20 protein-coding genes are annotated in these 23808 nt (G+C 66.5%); 6 read left to right on the forward strand and 14 right to left on the reverse strand.

Features of this window, described 5'->3' with window-relative positions:
- Nucleotides 1–95 precede the first annotated feature (95 nt).
- Together AB4Y35_RS05240 and AB4Y35_RS05245 are read right to left on the reverse strand one after the other, a co-directional pair.
- A complete protein-coding gene (locus AB4Y35_RS05240; RefSeq protein WP_368703591.1) occupies nucleotides 96–2492 on the reverse strand; it encodes a TonB-dependent receptor in 2397 nt (798 codons plus the stop codon).
- 101 nt (nucleotides 2493–2593) lie between these two features.
- Nucleotides 2594–2965: a DUF2946 domain-containing protein gene (locus AB4Y35_RS05245; protein WP_368703592.1), complete on the reverse strand. Its 372-nt coding sequence runs from the start codon at nucleotides 2963–2965 to the stop codon at nucleotides 2594–2596.
- Nucleotides 2966–3339: 374 nt separating this feature from the next.
- On the opposite strand from AB4Y35_RS05245, the gene AB4Y35_RS05250 reads away from it, so the two are divergent.
- Together AB4Y35_RS05250 and AB4Y35_RS05255 are read left to right on the forward strand one after the other, a co-directional pair.
- Entirely contained in the window at nucleotides 3340–3930 is a 591-nt protein-coding gene (locus AB4Y35_RS05250) for a YSC84-related protein (protein WP_368686966.1), read from the forward strand.
- Between the two features lie 45 nt (nucleotides 3931–3975).
- Nucleotides 3976–4413: an acyl-CoA thioesterase gene (locus tag AB4Y35_RS05255; protein ID WP_368703593.1), complete on the forward strand. Its 438-nt coding sequence runs from the start codon at nucleotides 3976–3978 to the stop codon at nucleotides 4411–4413.
- 24 nt (nucleotides 4414–4437) lie between these two features.
- Here AB4Y35_RS05255 and surE read toward each other — a convergent pair whose 3' ends face one another.
- Nucleotides 4438–5226 (reverse strand): 5'/3'-nucleotidase SurE, encoded by a 789-nt coding sequence (gene surE, locus AB4Y35_RS05260; RefSeq protein WP_368703594.1) that lies wholly within the window; start codon nucleotides 5224–5226, stop codon nucleotides 4438–4440.
- A 174-nt stretch (nucleotides 5227–5400) separates the two neighbouring features.
- Here surE and ydiK point away from each other — a divergent pair, with 174 nt between their 5' ends.
- Nucleotides 5401–6483: an AI-2E family transporter YdiK gene (gene ydiK, locus AB4Y35_RS05265; RefSeq protein WP_342920906.1), complete on the forward strand. Its 1083-nt coding sequence runs from the start codon at nucleotides 5401–5403 to the stop codon at nucleotides 6481–6483.
- Between the two features lie 199 nt (nucleotides 6484–6682).
- Nucleotides 6683–9373, forward strand: a complete 2691-nt coding sequence (locus AB4Y35_RS05270; protein ID WP_368703595.1) for an ATP-dependent Clp protease ATP-binding subunit — start codon at nucleotides 6683–6685, stop codon at nucleotides 9371–9373.
- Between the two features lie 37 nt (nucleotides 9374–9410).
- Here the strand turns inward: AB4Y35_RS05270 and AB4Y35_RS05275 are convergent, their stop codons facing one another.
- The 9 genes from AB4Y35_RS05275 to AB4Y35_RS05315 form a co-directional block, all read right to left on the reverse strand.
- Nucleotides 9411–10646: a type II toxin-antitoxin system HipA family toxin gene (locus AB4Y35_RS05275; protein ID WP_368703596.1), complete on the reverse strand. Its 1236-nt coding sequence runs from the start codon at nucleotides 10644–10646 to the stop codon at nucleotides 9411–9413.
- Nucleotides 10643–10921 (reverse strand): helix-turn-helix domain-containing protein, encoded by a 279-nt coding sequence (locus AB4Y35_RS05280; protein ID WP_368703597.1) that lies wholly within the window; start codon nucleotides 10919–10921, stop codon nucleotides 10643–10645. The genes AB4Y35_RS05275 and AB4Y35_RS05280 overlap by 4 nt, the downstream gene beginning before the upstream one ends.
- 217 nt (nucleotides 10922–11138) lie before the next feature.
- Complete coding sequence (locus AB4Y35_RS05285) at nucleotides 11139–12776, reverse strand: AMP-binding protein (protein ID WP_368703598.1); 1638 nt, start codon at nucleotides 12774–12776, stop codon at nucleotides 11139–11141.
- Between the two features lie 52 nt (nucleotides 12777–12828).
- A complete protein-coding gene (locus AB4Y35_RS05290; RefSeq protein WP_368686959.1) occupies nucleotides 12829–13245 on the reverse strand; it encodes a RidA family protein in 417 nt (138 codons plus the stop codon).
- Nucleotides 13246–13286: 41 nt separating this feature from the next.
- Nucleotides 13287–14474, reverse strand: a complete 1188-nt coding sequence (locus tag AB4Y35_RS05295) for an acyl-CoA dehydrogenase family protein (RefSeq protein ID WP_368703599.1) — start codon at nucleotides 14472–14474, stop codon at nucleotides 13287–13289.
- 1 nt (nucleotide 14475) lies between these two features.
- Nucleotides 14476–15330 carry an enoyl-CoA hydratase family protein gene (locus tag AB4Y35_RS05300; RefSeq protein ID WP_368703600.1) on the reverse strand — a complete coding sequence of 285 codons (855 nt, stop codon included), beginning with the start codon at nucleotides 15328–15330 and terminating at the stop codon, nucleotides 14476–14478.
- 35 nt (nucleotides 15331–15365) lie between these two features.
- Nucleotides 15366–15929, reverse strand: coding sequence for a MarR family winged helix-turn-helix transcriptional regulator (locus AB4Y35_RS05305; protein ID WP_368703601.1), 564 nt, complete (start codon nucleotides 15927–15929; stop codon nucleotides 15366–15368).
- Nucleotides 15926–16705: an SDR family NAD(P)-dependent oxidoreductase gene (locus AB4Y35_RS05310; RefSeq protein ID WP_368703602.1), complete on the reverse strand. Its 780-nt coding sequence runs from the start codon at nucleotides 16703–16705 to the stop codon at nucleotides 15926–15928. The genes AB4Y35_RS05305 and AB4Y35_RS05310 overlap by 4 nt, the downstream gene beginning before the upstream one ends.
- 2 nt (nucleotides 16706–16707) lie before the next feature.
- A complete protein-coding gene (locus AB4Y35_RS05315; RefSeq protein ID WP_368703603.1) occupies nucleotides 16708–19068 on the reverse strand; it encodes a bifunctional salicylyl-CoA 5-hydroxylase/oxidoreductase in 2361 nt (786 codons plus the stop codon).
- A 571-nt stretch (nucleotides 19069–19639) separates the two neighbouring features.
- Between AB4Y35_RS05315 and AB4Y35_RS05320 the strand changes: the two genes are divergently transcribed.
- A complete protein-coding gene (locus AB4Y35_RS05320) occupies nucleotides 19640–20728 on the forward strand; it encodes an OpgC domain-containing protein (protein ID WP_368703604.1) in 1089 nt (362 codons plus the stop codon).
- 33 nt (nucleotides 20729–20761) lie between these two features.
- Here the strand turns inward: AB4Y35_RS05320 and AB4Y35_RS05325 are convergent, their stop codons facing one another.
- Nucleotides 20762–21538 (reverse strand): SDR family oxidoreductase, encoded by a 777-nt coding sequence (locus AB4Y35_RS05325; protein WP_368703605.1) that lies wholly within the window; start codon nucleotides 21536–21538, stop codon nucleotides 20762–20764.
- Between the two features lie 211 nt (nucleotides 21539–21749).
- Here AB4Y35_RS05325 and AB4Y35_RS05330 point away from each other — a divergent pair, with 211 nt between their 5' ends.
- Entirely contained in the window at nucleotides 21750–22724 is a 975-nt protein-coding gene (locus AB4Y35_RS05330) for a ProQ/FINO family protein (protein ID WP_368703606.1), read from the forward strand.
- A gap of 216 nt (nucleotides 22725–22940) precedes the next feature.
- On the opposite strand, the gene AB4Y35_RS05335 is transcribed toward AB4Y35_RS05330, so the two are convergent.
- Nucleotides 22941–23678, reverse strand: coding sequence for a transglycosylase SLT domain-containing protein (locus tag AB4Y35_RS05335; RefSeq protein ID WP_368703607.1), 738 nt, complete (start codon nucleotides 23676–23678; stop codon nucleotides 22941–22943).
- Between the last annotated feature and the right edge of the window lie 130 nt (nucleotides 23679–23808).

Below are 23808 nucleotides of genomic sequence, written 5' to 3' on the forward strand. Positions count from 1 at the left end.
CTCCTTGTCGAGCCGGCACGGCTCGAGTACATGGATGATTCAGACGAAAATGCGAACGGAAATGCGAACGGAAGCGAAGGCCGCGAGCGCGCCGCTCAAATGCCGAGCTTCGCTTCGACGTAGTACGTGCGGCCGGGATACGGGTGATAGACGAAGTAGCGCGCGTCGAACAGGTTGTCGATGCCCACGCCGATCTCGCTCTTCTTCGTCGGCCGGAAGGTGTACTTCACGTCGGCGACCGTGTAGGTGCTCGTGCCGCCGAATACGTTCGGGTTCGTGTCGGTGTTCGTGAGCGTGTTGTACTGGCGCCCCGAGTAGCGCGCGGCGAGCGTGAGCGCGGAGCGCGCGTCGAACCGGTAGGTCGCGACGAGATTCGCGCGCCACAGCGGAATGCGGTAGAAGTACTTGCCGACGCTCGCCGGATTCTGCGCGTTCTCCAGAATCTTCGACTGCGTATACGCCACGCTCGCCGCGAGATCGAGCCCGCGCACGATGACGTCTTCTCCCTGATAGCTCGTTTCCACGCCGCGCGAGCGCACCTTGCCGATGTTCTGGAAGTTCGTGACGTTCGGAATGACCGTCGTATCGGTCTGGCTGAAGATCGTGTTTTTTACGTCGTCCTGAAAGAGCGTCAGGCGGAACAGGCCGTTCCAGTGCGCCCATTCGGCGCTCACTTCCTTCGAGAGATCGTCCTCGGGGCGCAGGTTCGGATTGTTGTTGACGATGGACGAGCCGTTCACCTGCCCCTGGAACAACTCGCTCACGGTCGGGAAGCGGTAGGCGCGCGCAATCGATGCGCGCAGCGTGAGGTCGTCGGTCACGTCGAACGAGAGCGAAGCCTTCGGCGAGAAGTGATGGTCGCCCACGTTCGCATACGGCACGTTCACGCCGCCGAGCGCCTGATAGCCGTCGAAGGCGCGCCAGTTTTCGTAGCGCACGCCGTACACGAGCTTCCAGCGCGGCAGGAAGCGCCAGGCGTCCTGTGCGTAGAGCGCCTGGGTTTCGGTCTTGCCGGCGAAGGCGTTGGCGAAACTGTTCGCGCCGCCGTCGCGCCACGCGAGCGTGTTGTACGTGCGGTTGTCGAGCGCGTAGTCGTCGTAGTGATAGCCGAACGTGAGCCAGTGAGCGGCGAGCCCGGCGTCGGGCGTGGCGGGCGTCCACGTCGCCTTGAGGTCGAGCGTCTTCCAGCCGGTGCCGTCGCCGAGCGTCATGACGCCGGGGCCGTTGCCGGGTCCCCCCGCATTCGCCGTGCGCGCCACGCTGTTGCTTACGTCGTAGTACGAAGCAATGGCTTCCGCATTCCAGCCGGTGGCCTGATGCGTGCGCAGTGTGGCACCGTAGAGCCAGTTTTCGCTCCAGCCGCGGCTCGGTGCGAACGCGGCGGCGGGAATGGTGTACTCGTAGCCATTGATCGACACCTTGCCGCTGTACACGGGGTTGCCGTTCGCGTCGTAAAGGAAGGTCGAGGTGGCGTTGTTGTAGGTCTGGTGCCAGTAGCCGAGCGTCACGCCGCCTTGCACGGTGGGCGTGAAGTCGTACTGCATGCGCAGCTTGAACTGGTCCTGCACCGTGTGCTGCATGCCTTCGCCGTTCACGCCGAGCACGACCGTGGGCGTGTTGGTCTGGTTGTTGTAGAAGTACGCGCCACGCACGGGCACGTCGCCCGGCTGCGCGGGTTTCGTCGACTGGGCAAGGGTGGCGAACTGCAGCGGCTGGCTGGTGTTCTCCAGGTGGTTCACGCCAAGCAGATACGAGAACTTGCCGATGCGGTCGCCGATCGAAGCGCTCATCTCGCTGCCGTTGAAGTTCTGGTTCACGCCAAAGAGGCTGAAATGCTGGGTGAACGCCTTCACGTCCGCGTTCGCTTCGAACGCCTTCGGCATGCGCGTGGTGATGAGCACGGTGGCGCCGAGCGAGTTGCCGGGATAGAGCGCGGAATACGGCCCATAGATCACATCCACCTGCTGGATCTGGTCGGGGAACACCATCGACCAGCGCGGCGGAAAACTGTAGCTGTTGCCGAGCAGGTTCGAGAGCAGCAGGCCGTCTGCGTAGACGAGGCCGCGCGCGCTTTGCGTATTGCTCGTGCCGCGCACGGCGATGATCGAGTTCAGATCGCCCACGTAGCGCTTGCGCACGGCGAGATTGGGCAGGTACTTGAGCACGTCCTCGGTGTTGACGACGTTCCAGTTCGAGAACTGAGCGGGCGTGACGGTTTCCACCGTCGCCGGCAGGTTGGGGTCGACGGCAGGACCCGCGGCGCTGCCAGCGGTGGCGCTGACCTTGACGGTGGGCAGCGTCGCGGACGAGGCCGCATCGGCGGGTTGCGCCTCGGCAGCCTGGGCCGCATGACCGGCGATGGGAGCAACGAGAGGCAGCGGCAAGACGCGCGGCAGCATGGCGAGCGCGAGGCGCCCGGCGTGCCGCAGCGCGCGCGGCGTTGCGCGTTCGCGCGAGCGAACGCCAGCGCCACGCGTGGTGAGCGTGGACATGAGATGCTTTCCTGAAAACGGGAATCGAGCAGCCGCGCGCGGCGTGCGTGCTCGTTGCGCACGCAATCAGATCGCGATCGGCCGGCCGGTGAAGGCGTAACTCAGGAAAGGACGGGTGGGGCGCGCGGCCTGCCCGAAGGGAAGGCGCCTAAGGGGAGGTCGTGGGTGACGGGCGGCGCAATCGTCTCGCGCGCGAGCGCGAGGGCGGCAAGCGGAGCGGGCGCGGCGACCGAAGCCATCGCCACATGATGCTCGAGCAGATGGCAGTAGCCGCAGGCGCCGAATGCATCGTCGTGCGAAAGATGCGGCGCGCTACCGGCCTGCGCCGGCTGCATGGCCGAGCAGAGCGTGGCGTCCGGCTCGTGCGCATGCTGCGCGGCGACGAGCTGGCTCACGAGCGGCGCAAGCACGATGAGCCACATGGCGACGAGGCCAAGCCATGCGGTCAGCAGTGAATGCTTGCGAGAATTCATGAGAATGAGAATGATTGCGCGGCGGAGTCTAACACGGCCTTTCGCGTTTGCCCACGCGGGGCCGCAGCCCTGATAGCGGCAATCAGCGCGGTGCGATGTCGCGGCCGCGGCCGCTGTTGCGTTGCATCGAAACGCCCGCGGCTGGGGATTTCCTTACATCTTCGCGCGAACTCGATGCCCGCTGCATGGTCCTATACCCCCAAGGATGAGCGGTCATGGCCGCCGCAGGCGGCCGGGTGCCCACGCGCCGGATTGCGGGTTTGCCCCGGCGACGGCCATGCGCGCTATCCTGTAGCGCTTTGCGCGCGGCCCGGACGTCCACGATCGGGCCGGCGCGGGCACCCGAAGCCCCATTTGCACAGGAAAACCACGCAATGCGCCGACGTCAATTTCTTCTCAGCTCCAGTGCCGCTCTCGCCGCCAGCGGCCTCGCGCTTGCCGGCTGCACGACCACGCCGCTCGGCACGCAGAACAACGCTTCGCAAAACACGGCGAAGCGCAATTCGATCGACGCGGGCGTCGACGCCACGCTCTCGCGCCTCTTCAGCACGGTGAGCGGCTCGCAGGAGCTGGTCTCGAAGGCGAGCGGCGTGCTCGTCTTTCCGCAGGTGCTTTCGGCAGGCTTCTGGATCGGCGGTCAGTACGGCACCGGCGCGCTGCGCGTGGATGGCCGCACGACGGGCTACTACAGCACCATTGCGGGCTCGTTCGGCCTGCAGATCGGCGCGCAGTCCAAGGCCATCATCTTCGCGTTCATGAACCCGGTCGCGCTCAACGATTTCACGAGCAGCCAGGGCTGGTCGGCAGGCGCGGACGCCACGGTTGCGCTCGTCACGGTGGGCGCGAACGGCAACGTCGATACCTCGACCGCGACGAGCCCCGTGGAAGCGTTCGTGCTGACCAACGCGGGCCTCATGGCCGGGGTGTCGCTGGAAGGCGTGAAGGTGTCGCGGCTCGTCATTTGACGGTGCCGCGCGCAGTTACGAGTTGGCATGGAAGGAGACACACGCATGGCGACGCCCACCTACCGCCGCAAACACAAGATTCACTTCTCGGAGTGCGATCCCGCCGGGATCGTGTTCTATCCGCAGTATTTCGTCCTCTTCAACGATCTCGTCGAGTCGTGGATCGACGAGTTGTTGCCGCAGGAGGGCTATCACGGCGTGATAGGCGCTCGCCGCGTGGGCATGCCGACCGTGCGGCTCGAAGTGGATTTCAAGGCGGTCAGCAAGATGGGCGACGAGGTCTGGCTCTCGCTCGACGTCGAGCGCCTGGGCGGGGCGTCGCTCACGCTCGCGTGGGCCTGCACGGGCGTGGACGGCGTGCTGCGCATGGCGGCACGCCAGACCATCGTGACCACCTCGCTCGACACCCACAAGTCGATTGGGATTCCTGATGACATCCGCGACGCGATCGCGCGGGCGATGACGGCCGCCGCGCGCGGTTGATCGCGACGGGTCATCGAGCCATGGTCAGGCGGCCGCGCCCAGCGCCGCCTGCAACGTGACGAACGTCTTTTCGTCGGTGCGCTCGAAATGCAGCGGCGTGACCGAAACACGGCCGGAGTTCACCACGGCCGTTTCGCTGTCGGGCCCGTTTTCGCGCGGGCCGCGGTTGAAGCGCAGCCAGTGGTAGTCCATGCCGCGCGGGTCGATCTGCGGCACGACGTCGATGCCCTGCACGAGCCCGACGCCCTGGCGCGTGACCGTGAGCGGGCCCGCAGCGCTCGCGTCGATATCGGGGAAATTCACGTTCAGGCAGACCGGTGCGTCATGCGCCACGGCGGCGAGGAGGCGAATCACGTCCGGCGCGAGCGCGCGGGCGGTGTCCCAGCGCACCCGCTCGCGGTCGCGGAAGGTCTGGCTCAGGGCGATGGACGGCAGGCCGAGCAACAGGCCCGTCATCGCTGCGCCCACCGTGCCCGAGAACATCGTTTCCACGCCGAGGTTGCCGCCGCGGTTGATGCCCGAGAGCACGAGCGAAGGGCGCACGTCGCCCATGAGCTGGCGCACCGCCATCACCACGCAATCGCCCGGCGTGCCAAGTACGCCGAAGCGCCGCGCGCCGCGCCGGCTCACGCGCAGCGGCGTGTGCAGGCTGATCGAGTGCGAGGTGCCGCTCTGATCGTGCTCGGGCGCGACGACCCAGACTTCGTGCGCGAGTTCGGCGGCCACGGCTTCGAGCACGGCGAGGCCGGGCGCGTCGATGCCGTCGTCGTTGGTGAGGAGCACGCAGGGCAGTTTCGTATCGGTTGCGGTCATGGCTGGCTCTTCTTCGTTGCAGGTCGGGGAAAGGGCCATTATTCCAGAGTGCGTTGCGGGCGGCAGGCGTGCGGGACCTTTTTAAACGGATTCGTAGCCTATCCGATATAGACTAGCGCGTCGGCGCCGTGAGGCGCGCCCTGCCGTGAGGAGAAGTACGTGAAGCCGCAAGCCATGCCGGACCTTGCCCGCATCCTGTTCGTTGTTGCCATACTCTGCGCGCTGACGATCGGCAGCCTCTACGTCATGCGCCCGTTCCTGCCGGGGCTGATCTGGGCGACGACCATCGTCGTCGCGACCTGGCCCGCCATGAAAGCCATCGAGCGGCGCTGCGGCAACCGCCGCTGGCTCGCCACGCTCATCATGCTGCTGATCCTTCTGGTCGTGATCGTGCTGCCGCTCTATGAAGCCATCTCGACGCTCGCGGTGCACGGCGGCGAAATCATGGAGCTGATCCGCAAGCTGCCCGACTATGCGTTGACCGCGCCGCCGCAGTGGGTCAGCGACATTCCCGTGGTCGGCTCGCGCATTGCCGCCAAGTGGCAGGAGTTTTCGGACGCCGGCCCAGGCGGCCTGCTCGCGCAGCTCGAACCGTATGTTTCGATCGCGGCGCACTGGCTGATCGGCCACGCCGCTTCGGTGGGCGTGTTCGTCATGCACATGTTCATCACCGTCATCATCACGGGCATTCTGTACAGCAACGGCGAGCAGGCCGCCGACTACGTCACGCGCTTCGCCATGCGCGTGGCGCCCGCTTACGGCGAGCAGGCCGTCAAGCTCGCGGGCGCTTCGGTGCGCGCAGTGGCGCTCGGCATCGTCGTGACGGCGGTTCTGCAGTCGGCGCTCGGCGGCATCGGCCTGTGGGTGGCCGGTGTGCCGGGCGCGGGCGTCCTCACGGCCGTGATGCTGATGCTGTGTCTCGCGCAGATCGGCCCGACGCTGCCGCTGCTCGGCGGCGTGATCTGGCTGTTCGTGCACGACGCGCACATTGCGGGCAGCCTGCTCGCGGTGTGGTCGGTGATGGTGGCCATGCTCGACAACCTCGTGCGGCCGGTGCTGATCCGGCGCGGCGTCAATCTGCCGATGCTGCTGATTCTCTCCGGCGTGCTCGGCGGCCTGTTCGCCTTCGGCATCGTCGGGCTCTTCATCGGGCCGGTGATCCTCGCCGTTTCGTCCACCTTGCTGAGCGCCTGGATACGCGACCCGGCGGCGCAGGTCCGCGGGGCGTCCAGTTCGGCTGCCCAGCAGGACGTTTGACGCCGCGCAGGAACGCCATCGATTAGCAAACGTCTCCTCTTGACGACGCGCAGTTCGATTCGACGTTACGATGACGTCTGAACTTCGCTTCGGCATTCGTTAGAGCAATTTTGCGACGCTCGCGTGGGCATGCCTCGTGCCATTGCTGGTCGCGGGCAGCGCACCCGCGCGCGCCGCGCATCGCTTCCAAGGAGACGAAATGGCTCAGTTCAACTGCGATATCTGCGGCGTGCGCCCCGCTACGGTGCGGGTCGCCGTGTTGCAGGACGGCAGGCGGCGCTTTCTCGATGTCTGCGACTATCACTACGCGCAACTCACGCGGCATCAACGCACCCTGAGCCCGCTGGAAGCGCTGTTTCGCGCCTCGCAGCAGGCGGACGGCGCGGACGATGCCGGCGGCCCGGCGGCCGAACCTGCGCCACAGGCCATGGAAGCGGGCGACGGCGCCATCGTCGAACGCTATTTCAGCGACGTGGCGCGTGAATTGCTCCAGCGCGCGGCGGAGCGGGCGGTGCAGTTCGGGCGGCGCGAGGTCGACACCGAGCATCTGCTTTACGAACTCGCGGGCAACGACGCAGGCGCGGCGATCCTCAAGCGTCTCGGCATTCAGCCCGACGATGTGCGCGCGTTCATCGACGCCAATGCGCAAAAGCGCGAAGGCGCGCCCGCGCCCGAGGACGGCCGCATCGGCGTCTCGCCGCGCCTGAAGGGCGCGCTCGACCGCGCGTTTCTCGTCTCGCGCGAACTGGGTCACAGCTACGTCGCGCCCGAGCATCTGCTCTTCGGGCTCACGCAGGTGCCGGAAAGTTTTGCGGGCCATCTGCTGGGCCGCTACGGCGTCACGCCCCAGAAGGTGCTGCAGCGGCTCGTGGAGGCCCAGGGCGACAAACGCGAGCGTCCTGCCGCGAAGGGTCCCAGCGCGACGCCGCAACTCGACCAGTACAGCCGCGATCTCACCGCACTCGCGAGCGAGGGCAAGCTCGACCCCGTGATCGGCCGTTCGAGCGAGATCGAGACCGTGGTCGAAGTGCTCGCGCGCCGGCGCAAGAACAATCCGGTGCTGATCGGCGAGCCGGGTGTGGGCAAGACCGCGATCGCCGAGGGCCTCGCGCAACGCATGCTCAACGGCGACGTGCCCGAATCGCTGCGCGGACGGCGCCTCGTCGAACTGAACGTCAACGGCCTGATCGCGGGCGCGAAGTATCGCGGCGAATTCGAAGAGCGCGTGAAAGGCGTGATGGAGGAGATCTCGGCGCAGCGCGAAAGCCTCGTGCTGTTCATCGACGAAGTACACATGATCGTCGGCGCGGGCCAGGGCGGCGGCGAGGGCGGGCTCGACATCGCCAATGTCTTCAAGCCCGCGATGGCGCGCGGCGAACTGAACCTGATCGGCGCGACGACGCTCTCCGAGTACCAGAAGTACATCGAGAAAGACGCGGCGCTCGAGCGGCGCTTTCAGCCCGTGTTCGTCTCCGAGCCGAGCGTCGATCAGACGATCAACATCCTGCGCGGCTTGCGCGACAAGCTCGAAGTGCATCACCACGTGACCATTCGCGACGACGCGCTCGTGTCGGCGGCCGAGCTGTCGGACCGCTACGTGATGGGGCGCTTCCTGCCCGACAAGGCCATCGACCTGGTCGACCAGGCGGCGGCGCGCGTGCATCTTTCGGCCACCTCGCGGCCAGCGGCAATCCTCGAACTCGAAGCGGAACTGGCGCAGTTGCGGCGCGAGCAGGACTACGCGGCGACGCGCAAGAACTTCGAGCGCGCCCATGCGCTGGACGAGCCGATTGCCGACAAGGAAAAGGCGCTCACGCAGGCCACCAGTGACTGGAAAGGGGAGCTCGGCACCGTGACCTCCGACGTGACGAGCGAAGACGTCGCGGAGATCGTCTCGAAGCTCACGGGCGTGCCGGTCACGCAACTGACCGCCGAGGAACGCACGCGGCTGCTCGAAATGGAAGCGCGGCTGCATGAGCGCGTGATCGGCCAGGAGCAGGCCATCGTCGCGGTCAGCGACGCCGTGCGCCGTTCGCGCGCCGGGCTGCGGCGCGGCCGGCGGCCCACGGCGGTCTTCCTGTTCCTCGGACCGACCGGCGTCGGCAAGACGGAGCTTGCGAAGGCGCTGGCCGAAGTGGTGTTCGGCGACGAAGACGCCATCGTGCGCATCGACATGAGCGAGTACATGGAGCGCCACGCGGTGTCGCGGCTGATCGGCTCGCCGCCGGGTTACGTCGGCTATGACGAAGGCGGCCAGTTGACCGAGAAGGTGCGCCGCCGCCCCTATTGCGTGATCCTGCTCGACGAAATCGAGAAAGCGCACGCCGACGTCTACAACGTGCTGCTGCAGGTGTTCGACGACGGCCGGCTCACCGACGGCAAGGGGCGCGTGGTCGACTTCAGCAATACGGTCGTGATCGCGACGAGCAATCTCGGCTCCGACGTGGTCTCGGGGCAAAAGCGCTCGGGGCCCGGCTTCCTTTCGAGCGCCGAAGGATCGATGCAGGGCGCCGTGATGGGCGAGCTGCGGCAGCATTTCCGGCCCGAGTTCCTGAATCGCATCGACGAGATCATCATGTTCCAGCCGCTCACCAGCGACGAGTTGCGCGCGATCGTGCGGCTGCAGCTCGAACAGGTCCGGCGGATGGCACGCAGCCAGGACATCGACCTGACGTTCGACGACAGCGTGATCGATTACCTCTCGGCGGAGGGATATCGGCCGGAATTCGGTGCGCGCGAGTTGAAGCGCAAGATGCAGCAGGCGGTGGAGAACGAGCTGGCGAAGGAAATGCTCAAGGGCGGCGTGAAAGAGGGCGCCAAAGTCGTATGCCGTTACGACGCGGCGGCCAAACGCATGGCATTCGCGTTGCAGGGGGCGGCCGAAAGCTGACGCGGGCGGCCGGGCGTGGTTGCCCGTGCTCGCGCGCCTAGCGCACCAGCTTCGGGCGCGAGACGGGTTTGACGCCCGGACGTTCGACGGCCCGCCGGATCCTGGCGAGCAGGTTGCCCTCGTGGAATCGCCGGTCCTCGGCGAAGCGCTCGGCGACCGTGAGATAGGCGCCGTGCAGGCGGCTCATGATGTCCTCGCCTTCGGACTGCCGCAGGCCGAGGCGCCGGGCGAAGGCATGGAGCTCCGCCGGAAGCGGGAAGGTCTTGCTCCGGTTGAGGTTGAGCGCCATGCGCCCGTCGAGATCCGGATAGATGTCCGTGCAGACCACGTCGAACACCGGAGCGAGCCGGCGCGGACCGGTCGGATCGATATAGAGGATTCCCAGGTTCTTCATGTGGGCATCACCGTCGCGCAACAGGCACGAGAGGGCGATGCGCTCGAACAGGCGGCGTTTCTGCGCCGGGTCCGAGCGCGTATAGATGTCCACGGCCTTGGCGATCATCTCGTAGCTGCCCTCGTATTTCGCCTTGCCGGTGAGCACGCTCATGTCCTCGAAGCCGATGGGCCTGCCGTCCGCCTCGCGATCGAAGCGCGACATGACGAACAGCTTGCCGTCTTCGGAAAGCCAGAAGTCGGGGACTTCGAGCGCCGCCTCTTTCGCCACCGACATGCAGAAGTATTCGTTGCGCGCGAGCCCGGGGAAATCGTCGCCTTCGGCCTTCACGATCACCGTGCGCAGGGGCAGTGCCGTGTGCTCGGCGGGACGCGCGGCGGCTTCGTGGGCGAGCGGAACGACCGCCTTCGGCTGTACGCCGGAGATGCCCGAGCCGAGCGCGTAGCGGTCGATCAGGCGCTCGAACAAACGGCCCGACGGCGAGGAAAGCAATTCGTCCAGACGTTCGCCGTCGCTCTGCGGCACCCGTTCTCCCGGCACGGAATAGGTGAGCCGCCCGATCTGATTGGTGCCGGCGAGAAAGAGCAGAAACATGTCGCTGGGCGCGCCGTAACGCGCGAGCCGTTCCTCGATGACGAAGCGCAGGTAGCCCTCTGGCCGGTTCATCGCGAAGATGCCCATCAGGTCGCCGCTCGCATAACTCTGGCGCCGCACCGGCATGGTGAGCGAGACGGCCGCCTTGTCCGGCGCGTCGCCGTAATTGAAGACGAAGCGGCTTTCGCGCGCGAGCAGACCGCTCGGTCCCTGCGGCGTATGGACTTCCAGGTTGCGGATTTCGCGCAGGAGCCTTTCGAGGTCGAATGCGGCGCTGGCAGTCATTCGTCGTCCCTGAATATGTCGTTCAGGTCCTCGAGGATGACGGTATCCATGGGGCGCAGCACGACTTCATAGCCGAGCGCGTTCACGAGACGGCAGAGTTCGCGTACGCCGACGTTGCCTGCGTGTTCGGCGTTCGTGACGGTGCGGCGGGCGACGCCCGCCTGCTCGGCCAGGGCCTGCTGGGTCAGCTTGCGCTCGCGGCGCGTCGCGCGCAGGCCTTGTGCCAGGCGCTCGACGTTGGAGATCGAGAGGTTCGTGGATTGTTTGCGCATCATGGTGCGCATTATAGGTCGCTATTGGACAATTTGCGCATAATTCTGCGCATCAAGGCGACCGGGCTTTGCGGCGGGAAATGCGCGCAATTTTGCGCAAAGCGGCGGCTGAAACGCCGATATGCGCATGATTTTGCGCAAATCAGCGTTTCCAGGGCCGCGATACGTGATCGTTAAGAATTCAACGGTTTACGTAGTAGTTCTTTCCCCGCGCACCGCTTCACATCGACCGCAACGCCGAGCGCTTGAGCTTGCCGGTCTCGGTGCGCGGCAGTGCGTCGATAAAGGCGATCAGGCGTGGATATTTGTACGCCGCCACCGCGTTCTTCACGAAGTTCTGCAACTCGGCGACCAGGGCGTCGCCGGCGCTGAAGCCCGGGCGCAAGACGACGAACGCCTTCACCACCTGGCCGCGCACTTCGTCGGGCACGCCCGTTACGCCGCATTCGGCCACGGCGGGGTGCTGCATGAGCACCGTCTCGACTTCGGGACCCGCGATGTTGTAGCCCGACGAAACGATCATGTCGTCGGAGCGGGCCTGGTAGAACACATAGCCGTCGGCGTCGATCGATACGGCGTCGCCGGGCAGGTTCCAGCCGCCGCGCACGAACACGGCCTGGCGCTCGTCGGAGAGATAGCGGCAGCCGGTCGGGCCACGCACGGCGAGATTGCCCGTCACGCCGGGCGGCACCGGCTGCAGGTCATTGTCCAACGCCTGCACGACGTAGCCGGGCACCGCGCGGCCGATCGAACCGGGGCGCACGTCGGCGCCCGCGGACGACACGAAGATATGAATCAGCTCGGTGCCGCCAATGCCGTCGATCATCTCGATGCCCGTCGCCTCGCGCCATAGTTCGCGGGTGGCCTGCGGCAGCGCCTCGCCGGCGGAGACCGTCTTGCGCAGGCTGGTCAGGTCGTACTGCGTGACGAGCGCCGCCATCTGCCGGTAAAACGTGGGCGCGGTAAAGACGATGGTCGCGTGAAAGCGCTGGATCGTGTCGAGCAGCAGCGCCGGCGTGAGTTTTTCGATCAGCACCGTCGACGCGCCGACGCGCAGCGGGAAACACAGCAGCCCGCCCAGCCCGAACGTGAACGCGAGCGGCGGCGTGCCGCAGAACACGTCCTCGGCCGTGGGCTTCAGGATGTGACGCGGGAACAGATCGCACATGGCGATCACGTCGCGGTGAAAGTGCATGCAGCCCTTGGGCATGCCCGTCGTGCCGCTCGTGAAGGCGATCAGGCAGACGTCGTCGCAGGCCGTGTCGCAGGCCGTGAAGTCGGCGGGCTTGCCTGCCGCGAGCGCTTCCAGCGTGCCTGGCGCCGTGTCGTGAAAGTAGCAGACCTGCTTGATGCCTTCGCAAAAGAACTCGTCGGCGGGGTCCATGCAGCGCGCGAGTTCTTCAGTGAGCCGCACGTCGCACAGCGCCGCGCAAACCTGCGCCTTGTCCGCAATCTGCTTGAGCTCCTTCGCGCGCAAGAGCGGCATGGTGGGAATCACCACGAGGCCAGCCTTGAGCGATGCGAGAAACGCCACCGCCATTTGCAGCGTGTTCGGCCCGCGCAACAGGACGCGGTTGCCCGGCCGCAGGCCCATGTCTTCCACCAGCACGCGGGCGCTGCGATTGACGAGCGCGAGCAGCTCGGCATAGGTGGTGGCTTGCGGTTTGCCGTCGATATCCGACCAGATGGCCGGGCGCTCGCCGTGCCCGGCCTCGATCGCGCGGTCCAGCAACTCGACTGCGCAATTCATGCGCGCGGGGTAGGCAACGTCGGGATTGTCGAGCAGCATGTCGGGCCACTGCGACTCGGGCGGCAGATGATCGCGCGCGAACGTATCGACATGGGCGGTGGGTTGCATGGCGTCTCCGGCTGTCTGTATGAGCTGATCGTGCTGTTGCGTGGGCGGCGGGTTATCGGCGCGTGAGACGCGCGTCGTCGGGAATCACGGCGGTCGCTTCGATTTCCACCTTTGCGTCGTCTTCCATGAGCGCCACCACCTGCACCGCGCTCATGGCGATGTCGTAGTCGCCGATCAGCTCGCGAAACGCGGCGCCAATTTCCTTCAGCGATGCCAGGTACTCCTTCTTGTCGGTGACGTACCAGGTCATGCGCACGAGGTGCTCGGGCCTGCCGCCCGCGGTGTCGAGAACGGCGACGATATTGCGCAGCGCCTGCACGGCCTGCGCGCCGAATTCGCGGCTCGTGAAGCGCGCATTCTCGTCCCAGCCGATCTGGCCGGCGATATAGACCTGCGTGCCGGCGGCGGCAACGCCGTTGGCATAACCGCGCGGCTTGACCCAGCCTGCGGGAAGAAGGGCTTGTTTCATGTTTCGTCCGGTTCCGTAGAGAAGCGTCGCGCAGCACGCGCTTACGCGGCGTTGTATGCCTTGAGCAAATCACGCCCGACGATGAGTTGCTGCACCTCGGTCGCGCCTTCGTAAATGCGCAGCGAGCGAATCTCGCGATAGAGCGACTCGACGACGTTGCCGCTTTGCACGCCCATGCCGCCCCAGAGTTGCACGGCCGCATCGATCACCTGCTGCGCGCCTTCGCTTGCCTGCCACTTCGCCATGGCGGCTTCGCGCGTCACGCTTTCGCCCTGGTCGCGCAGCCACGCGGCGCGATAGACGAGCAGTGCGCTGCTGTCGATGGTGAGCGCCATCTGTGCGAGCTTGGCCTGGGTCAGCTGAAAATCGCCGAGCGTCTGGCCGAACATCTTGCGCGAAGCGGCGCGCGCGAGTCCTTCGGCCATCGCGCGACGCGCGAAGCCGAGCGAAGCCGCGGCAACCGAGGTGCGGAAAATATCGAGCGTGCGCATGGCGATCTTGAAACCTTCGCCCGGCGCGCCGAGCATCTGGCTGCGCTTCACGCGCGCGCCGGTGAAGCGCAGGCGCGCGAGCGGATGCGGTGCGATCACGTCGATGCGTTCGGCGATTTCGAGCCCGGGGGTGTCGGCATCGACCACGAACGCGCTGATGCCGCGCGAGCCCGGCGCCTCGCCGGTGCGGGCGAACACCACGTAGAAGTCGGCGATGCCGCCATTCGAGATCCACGTTTTTTCGCCGTCGAGCACGTAGTCGTCGCCCTCGGCCCGTGCGGCGAGCGCCATCGCAGCGACGTCGGAGCCCGCTTCGGGTTCGGAGAGCGCAAACGCGGCGATCGCTTCGCCGCGCGCGACGCGCGGCAGATAGCGCGACTTTTGCGCGTCGTCGCCGGCCAGCGAGATGGCGCCGGAGCCGAGGCCCTGCATGGCGAGCGCGAAGTCGGCGAGACCCGAGTGCTTCGCGAGCGTTTCGCGCAACAGGCAGACGGCGCGTGTGTCGATCGTGTCGCCATGGCCGCCGTAAGCGGTGCCGCCCACGCCGTAGCGCAGCCAGCCGGCTTCGCCGAGCTTGCGCACGAGCGCGCGGCAGGTCGCATCGACGTCGTCGTGCGGCACGTGCGCGAGATGCTCGCGCGCCCACGCTTCGATTGCCGCGCCGAGCGCGCGATGGCGATCTTCGAAGAACGGCCACGCGAGCGCGTCGTGGAGATTGGTTTCAACGGCAGCGTTCAATTCAGTCTCCTTCGAAAACCGGACGCGTTTTGGCCGCGAACGCCTCATAGGCGCGGCCGAAATCGCGCGTGGCCATGCAGATCGCCTGCGCCTGCGCTTCGGACTCGATGGCCTCGTCGATGCTCATGGTCCATTCCTGATGCAGCATCGTCTTGGTGATGCCGTGCGCAAAGGTCGGGCCGGACGCGAGGTCGGCGGCGAGCTTCTGTGCCTCGGCGAGCAGCGTTGCGGGCTCGCAGATGCGGTTGTAGAAGCCCCATGCGTGGCCTTCTTCTCCGCTTGCGGAGCGGCCTGTGTACAGCAGTTCGGCCGCGCGGCCCTGACCGATGATGCGTGGCAGGATCGCGCACGCGCCCATGTCGCAGCCCGCGAGCCCCACGCGCGTGAAGAGGAACGCGAGCTTGCTGCGCGCGGTGGCGTAGCGCATGTCGGAGGCCATGGCGAGAATCGCACCGGCGCCGGCACAGACGCCGTCCACGGCGGCGATGATCGGCTGCGGGCAGTGGCGCATGGCTTTCACGAGGTCGCCCGTCATGCGCGTGAACATCAGCAGTTCGGGCATCGGCAGATCGATGAGCGGCGCGATGATGTCGTGCACGTCGCCGCCCGAGCAGAAGTTTTCGCCCGCGCCATGCAGCACGATGGCCTTCACGTCCGTCGCATAGGCGAGCTGACGAAACAGATCGCGCAGTTCTGCATACGATTCGAACGTGAGCGGATTCTTGCGTTCTGGGCGGTTCAGCGTGATGGTCGCCACGCGGCCTTGCACCGACCAGCCGAAGTGTTGCGCCTCATAACCGGCGAGCGTGACGCGGTTGCCCGCGAAGAGCGCTTCGGCGCTGGAACGTGTCGTCAAGATAGGTCTCCCGGATCTTTGCAATTGCAGTGTGTTCAGCTTTCGAGCCCGTTGCGCAGATGTTGTTTGAGCTTGCCGAGCCGCTCGTGCATCTTCGACTTCTCGTCGAGCGAGAGGCCGCCGAACAGCTCCACCACCCATTGCTCGTGTGCGGCCGCCATGCGGTCGAAGAGGGCGCGGCCCTCGGGCGTGAGGCGCACCACGAAGGCGCGCCGGTCGTCGGGGGCGACGTCGCGCACGACGAGGCCTTCCTTTTCGAGCTGATCGGTAATGCCCGTGACGTTGCCGCCCGTCACCATCAGGCGGCGCGAGAGTTCCGTCATGCGCAGACCTTCGGGGTGGCGCTCGAGCTGCGCCATCAGGTCGAAGCGCGGCAGCGTCGTATCGAACTCGACGCGCAGGCGGCGGCGCAGCTCGGCCTGCACGAGGTTCGTCGTGGCGAGCAGGCGCAGCCACAGGCGCAGGCCCATGTGGCTGTCGGCGCCCGTGCTCATTTCCATGTCGACGACATTCTCCGCCGGCTTTTCGACGCCCTTGCGCGGCGCTTTCGTTGCGGCCTTCGCGGTGGCGTTCTTGCGCGTGGATGCGGGCGATGTCATGTGATTTCTCCACCGGAAACGGATAGGGACTGGCCCGTGATCGCGGACGATCCAGGCGCGCACAGCCACAGCACGGCGTTGGCGACTTCTTCCGGCGTGACGAAACGCTGCTGCGGGTTGTGACGCACGAGGATGCTGCGCGCCTCGGCTTCGCTGCGCGAAGTCTTGCGCGTGATCTGTTCGAGCGACGCCTGCAGCAGCTCCGTTTCCGTGTAGCCGGGGCACACGGCGTTCACGGTCACGCCCTGCGTGGCCACTTCGAGCGCGAGCGCGCGCGTCATGCCGATCACGCCATGTTTCGAGGCGCAATAGGCGGCGACATACGGGTAGCCGACCTGGCCCGCCGTGCTCGCGACATTGACGATGCGTCCGGCCTTGCGCGCGAGCATGCCGGGCAGCACCGCGCGCGTGCACAGGAACGCGCCGGTGAGATTCACGTCGAGCATGCGTTTCCACAGCGCGAGGTCGGTTTGCGTGAACGGCGCGGCCTGAGCCTGGCCCGCGTTGTTCACGAGGATATCGACGGCGCCGAGCGTTTCCTCCGCACGCGCGAACGCCGCGTTCACGGCGTCTTCGTCGGTGATATCGACGCTCACGCAAGCCACGTTCTCGCCGCCGCCGAGCGCAGCACGCTGGGCGTCGAGCCGCGCGGCGTCGCGGCCCATCAGCGTGACGCGCGCGCCCGCATGCAGGAGCGCGGCCGCCGTCGCCGCGCCGATGCCGCTGCCGCCGCCGGTCACGACGGCATGACGATCGTTCAGGATTGCCTGGTTCATGCTCACACGGTTCCTTCGGCGCGTTGTGCACGCTCGATCGGCGACAGGCCGGCCGCGGCTGCCGCGGCGGCGCGTTCGCGCTCGATGTTGCGTTCGAGTTGTGTCTTGGCCGCCATGTACTGGTTCGGCCACTTGATGTCGAGGTAGCCGATGCGCGCGGCTTCGGTGAGCGTCCACGAGGGATTGGCCAGATGCGGCCGCGCCACCGCGCACAGGTCGGCGCGCCCGGCCGCGATGATGCCGTTCACGTGATCCGCCTCGGAAATCGCCCCGACGGCGATCGTCGCGATGCCCGCTTCGTTGCGGATGCGGTCGGCGAAGGGCGTCTGGAACATGCGGCCGAAGACGGGCTTTTCTTCCTTGCTCACCTGGCCCGACGAAACGTCGATCATGTCCGCGCCTGCCGCCTTGAACGCGCGCGCGATTTCGATGGCGTCGTCGGGCGTGTTGCCGCCTTCGACCCAGTCGTGTGCCGAGACGCGCACCGAGATCGGCTTGTCTTCCGGCCAGACCGCGCGCATCGCCTTGAAAACGTCGAGCGGATAACGCAGACGGTTTTCGAGCGAGCCGCCGTACTCGTCGGTGCGCTGGTTCGTGAGCGGCGAAAGGAAGCTGGAAAGCAGATAGCCGTGCGCGCAGTGCAATTCGAGCCAGTCGAAGCCCGCTTCGTCTGCCATTTGCGTGGCTTGCACGAATTGCGCCTCGATGTCACGCAGTTCCTGAGTGCTCGCTTCGTGCGACCACTGGCTCACACCGCGCAGATATTGCTGCGGCGACGCGGAGACGAGCGGCCAGTTGCCCTCGTCGAGCGGCTGGTCGATGCCTTCCCATGCCACGCGCGTCGAGCCCTTGGCGCCGGAATGGCCGAGCTGCATGCCGATTTTCGCGTCCGAGTTCGCATGCACGAAATCGACGATGCGCTTCCACGCCTGCAGATGCTCGGGCGCATACATGCCGGGGCAGGCGGGCGTGATGCGGGCCTCGGGCGAGACGCAGGTCATCTCGGTCATTACGAGGGCGGCGCCGCCCATGGCGCGCGCGCCCAGATGCATCAGGTGATAGTCGCCGGCTACGCCGTCATGGGCGGAATACTGCGCCATCGGCGAGACGATCACGCGGTTTTTCAACGTCACGCCGCGCACCGTGTAAGGCGTGAACATGGGCGGCACGGCGCGCGCCTCGCCGCCCGCGCGCTGCGCGAGCCACGTTTCGAAGCCGGACAGATAATGCGCGTCGCGCTCGCGCAGATTTTCGTGCGAGATGCGCTGCGAGCGCGTGAGCAGCGAATAGGCGAACTGCTCCGGATCGAACGTCGCGTAGCGGTCCACGTGCTCGAACCACTCCGTGGAATTGCGCGCGGCGTTCTGAATGCGCAGGACGTCCACGCTACGCACGTTGGTGTAGTGCGTGAGCGCCGCGCGCAGATCGCCGGGGTGCGCTTCCATGCTGTTGGCGAGTTCGATCGCGTCTTCGAGCGCGAGCTTCGTGCCCGAGCCGATCGAGAAGTGCGCGGTGTGCGCCGCGTCGCCCATCAGCACGACAGGCGTTTGCTTGCCGTCGGCCGCGGTTTTCCAGTGCACCCATTCGCGATTGACCACGCGCGGAAAGCGGATCCATTGCGACGAGCCGCGCAGATGCGACGCATTCGAGCGCAACGCGTGGCCGTCGAGATAGCGCGCGAACAGCTTCTCGCAGAACGCGATGCTGTCCTCCTTGCTCATGGTGTCGAGGCCGGCTGCGCGCCACACGTGATCGGGCGTTTCGACGATGAACGTCGAGGTGTTGTCGTCGAACCGGTAGGCGTGCGCCTGGAACCAGCCCCATTCGGTTTCCTCGAACGCGAACGTGAACGCGTCGAAGAGTTTCGAGGTGCCGAGCCACACGAAGCGGCAATTGCGCAAATCGATATCGGGCTGATAGGTGGCGGCGTACTTCTGGCGCGTGGCGCTGTTCAGGCCGTCGCTCGCGATGATGAGGTCCGCGTGGGTGACGTCGTCGTCGGTGATCTGCGATTCGAACACGAGCTTCACGCCGAGCGCTTCGCAGCGCGCCTGCAGGATGTTGAGCAGGCGCTTGCGGCCTATACCGCAGAAGCCATGGCCCGACGAGCGGATCGCGCTGCCGCGAAAGTGAATCTCGATGTCGTCCCAATGATTGAAGGCGTCGAGAATCTCGTCCGCGCTTTCGGGGTCGGCCGCGCGCAGGTTGCCGAGCGTCTGGTCCGAGAACACCACGCCCCAGCCGAACGTGTCGTACGGGCGGTTCCGTTCGATTACGGTGATTTCGTAGTCGGGGTGACGGCGCTTCATCAAAAGGCCGAAATAGAGGCCCGCGGGCCCGCCACCCATGCAAACAATGCGCATGCTCGCTCCTTTGTTCAGTCTGCAAGCTCAATGTATGTCCAATTACTTTAGGTGTCAAGTAATTCGCGTGCGAGGGCGGGATGACCCTAGGCGCGGCGGCGAAACTTCGGACGATTTGCGGAACCCTCGGCGCGGCCCGGCGTCAACTCGCCATGACGCGAGTAAAGGGAACATGCAGGCTTTCGCGCGCCTTTCCAGGCGCGACGGCCGAAATGCCGCGACGGTGCAGACGTGAAGCCACAGGATGTGGCACCAGAAACGGGCGGCCGCTGATTCGATGTGCATGGCGCGCACCGTCCGGGCGTGCGCGCGCGACTGCGTGCAAGCGTGACGCGGGCGAAATGCTTACCATGGGTTACGCAGGCCCATTTCGCGTCGAGCTGGCATTAAAGTCGCATGGTGAGGCCGCACTTTCGCACAGCCTTTTACGGAACCCTTTCATGCGTTGTGCGTGCAGCGACGAATCGATCAGGCATCCTTACAAAATGACTCCTGAAGCTGACAGCTTCATCGAATCGAAGTCGCGCACCCCTGCAATCGTAATCTTCGACACGAACGGGAGTCGTCACCAATGAGTCAGACAGCGAAGCGATCGATCGAAATCGACTTTTTCCGGGGTTTCGCATTGATTTCCATCGCGCTCGATCACATTCCTTCCAGCGTGCTTTCGCATGCGATGCTGCACAACTTCGCGTTCTGCGACTCCGCCGAGGTTTTCGTGTTCGTGAGCGGCTATGTATGCGCAGCGAGTTGGCTCGCCATCGCCGGACGCAAGGGCGAGGGCGCGGCCAACCGGCGCTTCTGGCGCCGCGGGCGCGAGATCTACGCCGCGTACCTGTGCACGGCTGCGCTCATGCTGCTGTCGGGCGCGGCCGCGGTGATGCTGCGGGTGGATTCGCCGCTGGTCGCAGAGTCGGGTTATCTGCGCTTCGCTGCGCAGCCGTTCACGATGCTCGCGAATATCGCGGTGTTTCGCGACCAGCCCTATCTGGCCGGCGTGCTGCCCATGTACATCATGCTCGTGATGATCCTGCCATTCGTGATGCCGCTTGCGCGCCGCTCGCCCGATCTCGTGCTCGTGGGAAGCTTCGTGCTGTGGTTCGGCGGGTGCTGGCTCGTGGGGTATCTGCCGACCGCGCCCGGCGCCATCTGGCCGTTCAACCCGTTTGCCTGGCAGGCCATGTTCATGCTGGGCCTGCTGTGCCGCATCTATCCGGTGTCGCGCGCGTTCCAGGTCTCGTGGACGGGCCGCGCCTTGACGGCGTTCGCGCTGGTGCTCGTCGTCACGTTCGCGTTCATCCAGTTGTTCGCCGATCTGGACCCTCAGCCTGGCTACATGAAACAGAATCTCGCGAGCGTGCGCATCGTGAACTTCGCCGCCGTGGCCTGGCTCGCCGCGCAGGCGGTGCGCAAGGGCTGGATAGCATGGCTCGCGCAGCGGCTGCCAGCCGTCGTCAACGTGGGGCAGCAGGGCCTCGTCTGTTTCGTGGGGGGCGCGGTGGCTTCGAACGTCATCGACACGCTGCTGCGTGCAACGCACGTCACCGCTTCCTTGCCCGCGCGGCTCGCGGGCGATGTGCTCGCGGTCGGCGCATTGCTCGTGCTTGCGGGTGGCGTGCGGCGCCTGAAAGCGGTACGGCCGCGCGTCGCGCTTACGTGAGGCGCGACGGCGACGATTCAATGCACGACACGCTCACGCCTTGCCGAGTTCGCGCACGTCCGTGACGGGCACCGATCCGAATGCCTCGCTCAATGCATAGTCGATCAATTGTTGCGCGGCCGCTGCGGGCGTGGACAGCAAACCATTCTGCTTGAGCTGTTCGAAGCGCTCGCGCATCGGGAACTGGTCGACGCGCGTCGCACGGATCGCCTCCTGCATGCCGGTGTCGATCACACCCGGCGCGATGCTGCAAATGCGCACGCCGGCGGGCGCGTCGAGGGCGACGGCGCGCGCGTGGTGGTCGAGCGCGGCCTTGGTCGCGCAATACACGCTCCAGCCCGCATACGCGTTGCGCGCGGCACCGCTCGAAATATGCACGATGCGGCGCGACGCGTTCGCGCCGAGCGCGGGCGTGGCGGCGAGCGCATTCGCGAGCATCAGCGGCGCTGCCACGTTGAGCGTCACGGCGCGCGCGATGGCGAGCGGGTCCTGCGCGCCGAGCGGGGCAATCGGCTCGACGGTGCCCGCGTTGTTGAAGAGCAGTACGCACTGCGCGCCGTGCGCGAACGCATCGAGCGTGTCGCCCGCCAGCCAGCGCTCGAGTGCGGCAGGATCGGCGAGGTCCACGACGGCCTGGGCGAACCGTTCCGGATGGCGGGAAGCCAGTTCCGCATGCGCGCCACGGCCGAGGCCGAGCACCTCGATGTCCCGTTGCAGCAGCGATTGCGCGAGCGCCGCACCCAGTCCGCGCGTATGGCCGGTCACGATGGCGCGCAGGGTGGAACGGGGGGCGGATGTCGAAATCGTCATGGTGTCGTAATGAAAAAAAGGATGCGATCCTTGCGTGCGCAAGGTGTGGGTGCATGAAATTCGGGGGATTTTGCCGCGCGCCGCGTGGATTCGCGGTGTGGCGCGGCACATGATGGCGGACGCGAAACCGGCCGCAACAATTGATTGCCCGGTTGGATCGGCCGTGTTTTCGGTATCATAGCGTCCGGTTCCATATGGAAGAGATCTGGACGTGAAAGCCGCATCGCAACAACGCCGTACCCTGAGCTTCAAGGAAGGTCTTCTTGAGATCAAGAAGAGCATGGGGGGCGGCTCAGGCCAGCCGGCCGAAGAACAGGCGCAAAAATCGCAAGGCAAGCCCGCTCACAAGGGCACGAAGAGCCATGGCGGCTCGCACGCCCCGAAGGGCCCGCGTGCGCCGAGAGAGGGTTCGGCGGCTGCTGGCGCAGCCGGCGGCAAGGACGAGCGTGCGCGCTCGCGCCACGGCCGGCCTCAGGGCGCGCGAGCGCAGGAGCAGAATCAAGGCGAGCAGGGGCAGCGCGCGCAGCAGCCGCGCCGGCCGCAGCAGCCGAAGCCGGCCCGCGGGCCTGAGGCGGGCGAGCGTTCCGGGCAGCAGCAACGCCGCCGTCCGGCGCGTCCCCAGCAGCCGCCGGCCGCGAATCTGAGCGAGGCCGAAAAGGCGCGCATCGAGCGCAATCGCCAGCTCAACACGGTCTGGAACGTGTTCGCGAAGCACTACCCGGCGTTCCGCGACCGTTTGCCGCTCAAGATCGGCGTGGCCGAGGATCTCGTCGCGCGTCACCCCGAGTACGAGCGCACGATGATCGTCGCCGTGCTCAAGCGCCATGTGAATCATCCGCGCTATCACGAGCGTGTGGCCGCAGGCGGCTCGCGCTACGAACTCGACGGCACGGCCTCGGAAGGCCCGGGCATCGATCCGTCACACGTCGGCCGCGCGAATGCGGCGCTTGCGCGTCAGAAGGCCAAGGCCGAGGCGCAAGCCAAGGCGCGCGAAGAGGGCAAGACCCAGCCCGACGCCAAGGCACAGCCCGACGCCAAGGCACAGCCCGACGCCAAGGCCGAGGCGAAGACCGAACCCGCGCCCCAGCCCGAAGCCCAGGGTGTCGAGCCGCAAGCGCCGTCCAACGTGCCGGAAGCCGCGGTTCAGCAACCGGAAAACGGCGAGACGCCCGCAAGCGGCGCCTGAGCCCGCGCGCCGGAAGTTTCCCTTTCGAGAGACGCCCCTCTCACGGCATTGCCGTGAGAGGGGCGTTCGCACGTCTGGCGGGCGCGCTGTCGATCGATGCGCGCGCAACCTTCGGCGCGCGCCGACCTCTTCGTATTGTGATCCAGGATGCTTTCGATGCGCATCGCATGGCCGCCGATCCCACGCAGGGTAGCCTGAGCGAAGCAGGAAACGGTGTTAGCGCGCGTTGGCCGACGCGGCGTTTTGCACGGCGGCCTGCGCGGAGGCCGCCGATGTCGCGGAGGGTGCTGCAGCGGGTGCGGAGGCGCCGATCGCGGCCGTTGCCGCCGCGGCCGCAAAGGCGGAGGCCGCCGAAGCCGCCAGTCCGACGCTCGCCGGCGCATCGCTCGCGGCAGGCGCGCTAGCGGTGTCGAGCACCCGGCTGAACTCCACGGCGCGCGTGCGGATCTTTTCCGCATAGGCCTTCGAGCCGCCATAGTTTTTCATCGCGGCATTGAGGTCGCCGCCGGCCGCGCGCTGATAGCCATAGAGGATCGACGAGCCCACGTCGATGTTGACCTCGGGGTCGGTGAGATCCTTGTTGTGCAGGAGATTGCGATGCGCCGACGGCACGACCTGCATGAGTCCGGTCGCGCCATTCGCGCCGTGCGCTTTCTCACGAAAGCGCGACTCGATCGAGATGATCGCGAGCAGCACCGCGGGCGGCAGCGAATACTTCTCGGCGGCGCCCGTGACGGCTAGCGAGATTTGCGCGGCTTTCCCTTTCGCGATACCGAACTTTTGCGTGAGGTATTTCGAAACCGCGCCGGACATGGCGCTGGAGCTTGCGGGAGCTACCTCGCTCGCAGCCGATGCGCTGACGATGTCGCTAGCGGGCGCCTGCTGCTGCGCCTGCGCGGCCGCGGTTTGCACGAGGCCCGGCAACAGGACGAGCAGGCAGAGTAACTGCCTCATGGCCGGTGCATAGGAGAAAAAGAAGGCGCAAGTATAACCGGCCCCGATTAATGAGGCCGGCTGCGTGTCATGCCGTTTTCACATCCCTGACCGGTGCCGGGGCCGGGCGTGGCGCCCGGCGCGGCTTGAG

The organism is Paraburkholderia sp. EG286A (genome assembly GCF_040965375.1).
Classification (GTDB): domain Bacteria; phylum Pseudomonadota; class Gammaproteobacteria; order Burkholderiales; family Burkholderiaceae; genus Paraburkholderia.

What these genes read in the sequence shown, in the direction of transcription:
- AB4Y35_RS05285 (WP_368703598.1), bottom strand. Translation starts at nt 12,776, where the DNA reads ATGCAACCCACCGCCCATGTCGATACGTTCGCGCGCGATCATCTGCCG.
- AB4Y35_RS05325 (WP_368703605.1), bottom strand. Translation starts at nt 21,538, where the DNA reads ATGACGATTTCGACATCCGCCCCCCGTTCCACCCTGCGCGCCATCGTG.
- surE (WP_368703594.1), bottom strand. Translation starts at nt 5,226, where the DNA reads ATGACCGCAACCGATACGAAACTGCCCTGCGTGCTCCTCACCAACGAC.
- AB4Y35_RS05310 (WP_368703602.1), bottom strand. Translation starts at nt 16,705, where the DNA reads ATGAACCAGGCAATCCTGAACGATCGTCATGCCGTCGTGACCGGCGGC.
- AB4Y35_RS05250 (WP_368686966.1), top strand. Translation starts at nt 3,340, where the DNA reads ATGCGCCGACGTCAATTTCTTCTCAGCTCCAGTGCCGCTCTCGCCGCC.
- AB4Y35_RS05255 (WP_368703593.1), top strand. Translation starts at nt 3,976, where the DNA reads ATGGCGACGCCCACCTACCGCCGCAAACACAAGATTCACTTCTCGGAG.
- AB4Y35_RS05335 (WP_368703607.1), bottom strand. Translation starts at nt 23,678, where the DNA reads ATGAGGCAGTTACTCTGCCTGCTCGTCCTGTTGCCGGGCCTCGTGCAA.
- ydiK (WP_342920906.1), top strand. Translation starts at nt 5,401, where the DNA reads ATGCCGGACCTTGCCCGCATCCTGTTCGTTGTTGCCATACTCTGCGCG.
- AB4Y35_RS05275 (WP_368703596.1), bottom strand. Translation starts at nt 10,646, where the DNA reads ATGACTGCCAGCGCCGCATTCGACCTCGAAAGGCTCCTGCGCGAAATC.
- AB4Y35_RS05270 (WP_368703595.1), top strand. Translation starts at nt 6,683, where the DNA reads ATGGCTCAGTTCAACTGCGATATCTGCGGCGTGCGCCCCGCTACGGTG.
- AB4Y35_RS05240 (WP_368703591.1), bottom strand. Translation starts at nt 2,492, where the DNA reads ATGTCCACGCTCACCACGCGTGGCGCTGGCGTTCGCTCGCGCGAACGC.
- AB4Y35_RS05290 (WP_368686959.1), bottom strand. Translation starts at nt 13,245, where the DNA reads ATGAAACAAGCCCTTCTTCCCGCAGGCTGGGTCAAGCCGCGCGGTTAT.
- AB4Y35_RS05320 (WP_368703604.1), top strand. Translation starts at nt 19,640, where the DNA reads ATGAGTCAGACAGCGAAGCGATCGATCGAAATCGACTTTTTCCGGGGT.
- AB4Y35_RS05280 (WP_368703597.1), bottom strand. Translation starts at nt 10,921, where the DNA reads ATGATGCGCAAACAATCCACGAACCTCTCGATCTCCAACGTCGAGCGC.
- AB4Y35_RS05315 (WP_368703603.1), bottom strand. Translation starts at nt 19,068, where the DNA reads ATGCGCATTGTTTGCATGGGTGGCGGGCCCGCGGGCCTCTATTTCGGC.
- AB4Y35_RS05245 (WP_368703592.1), bottom strand. Translation starts at nt 2,965, where the DNA reads ATGAATTCTCGCAAGCATTCACTGCTGACCGCATGGCTTGGCCTCGTC.
- AB4Y35_RS05305 (WP_368703601.1), bottom strand. Translation starts at nt 15,929, where the DNA reads ATGACATCGCCCGCATCCACGCGCAAGAACGCCACCGCGAAGGCCGCA.